The following is a 288-nucleotide window of genomic DNA, read 5'->3' on the forward strand; positions in this document are numbered from 1 at the left end:
GACTTCACGTGCCACGGTTGCCTTACCGTCGGCGATCGTCACCTTCGACGCGAACGTCGCTTGCGGCAGACCTGCCAGCGCGGCCAGCATCTGACCCGTCTGGTTCGAATCGTCGTCGATCGCCTGCTTGCCCAGGATCACCAGTTGCGGCTGTTCCTTGTCGACCAGCGCCTTCAGGATCTTCGCGACGGCCAGCGGCTCGACGCTGTCGTTCGACTCGACGAGGATCGCGCGATCCGCGCCGATCGCCAGCGCCGTGCGCAGCGTTTCCTGCGCTTGCGTCACGCC

1 pseudogene is annotated in these 288 nt (G+C 66.0%); it reads right to left on the reverse strand.

Going from position 1 to position 288, the window contains the following annotated elements:
* A pseudogene (locus U4Y91_RS36670) lies at positions 1-288 on the reverse strand (electron transfer flavoprotein subunit beta/FixA family protein); the annotation flags it as partial.

Origin of the sequence: Burkholderia sp. BCC1993 (assembly GCF_905339865.1) — a bacterium.
Classification (GTDB): domain Bacteria; phylum Pseudomonadota; class Gammaproteobacteria; order Burkholderiales; family Burkholderiaceae; genus Burkholderia.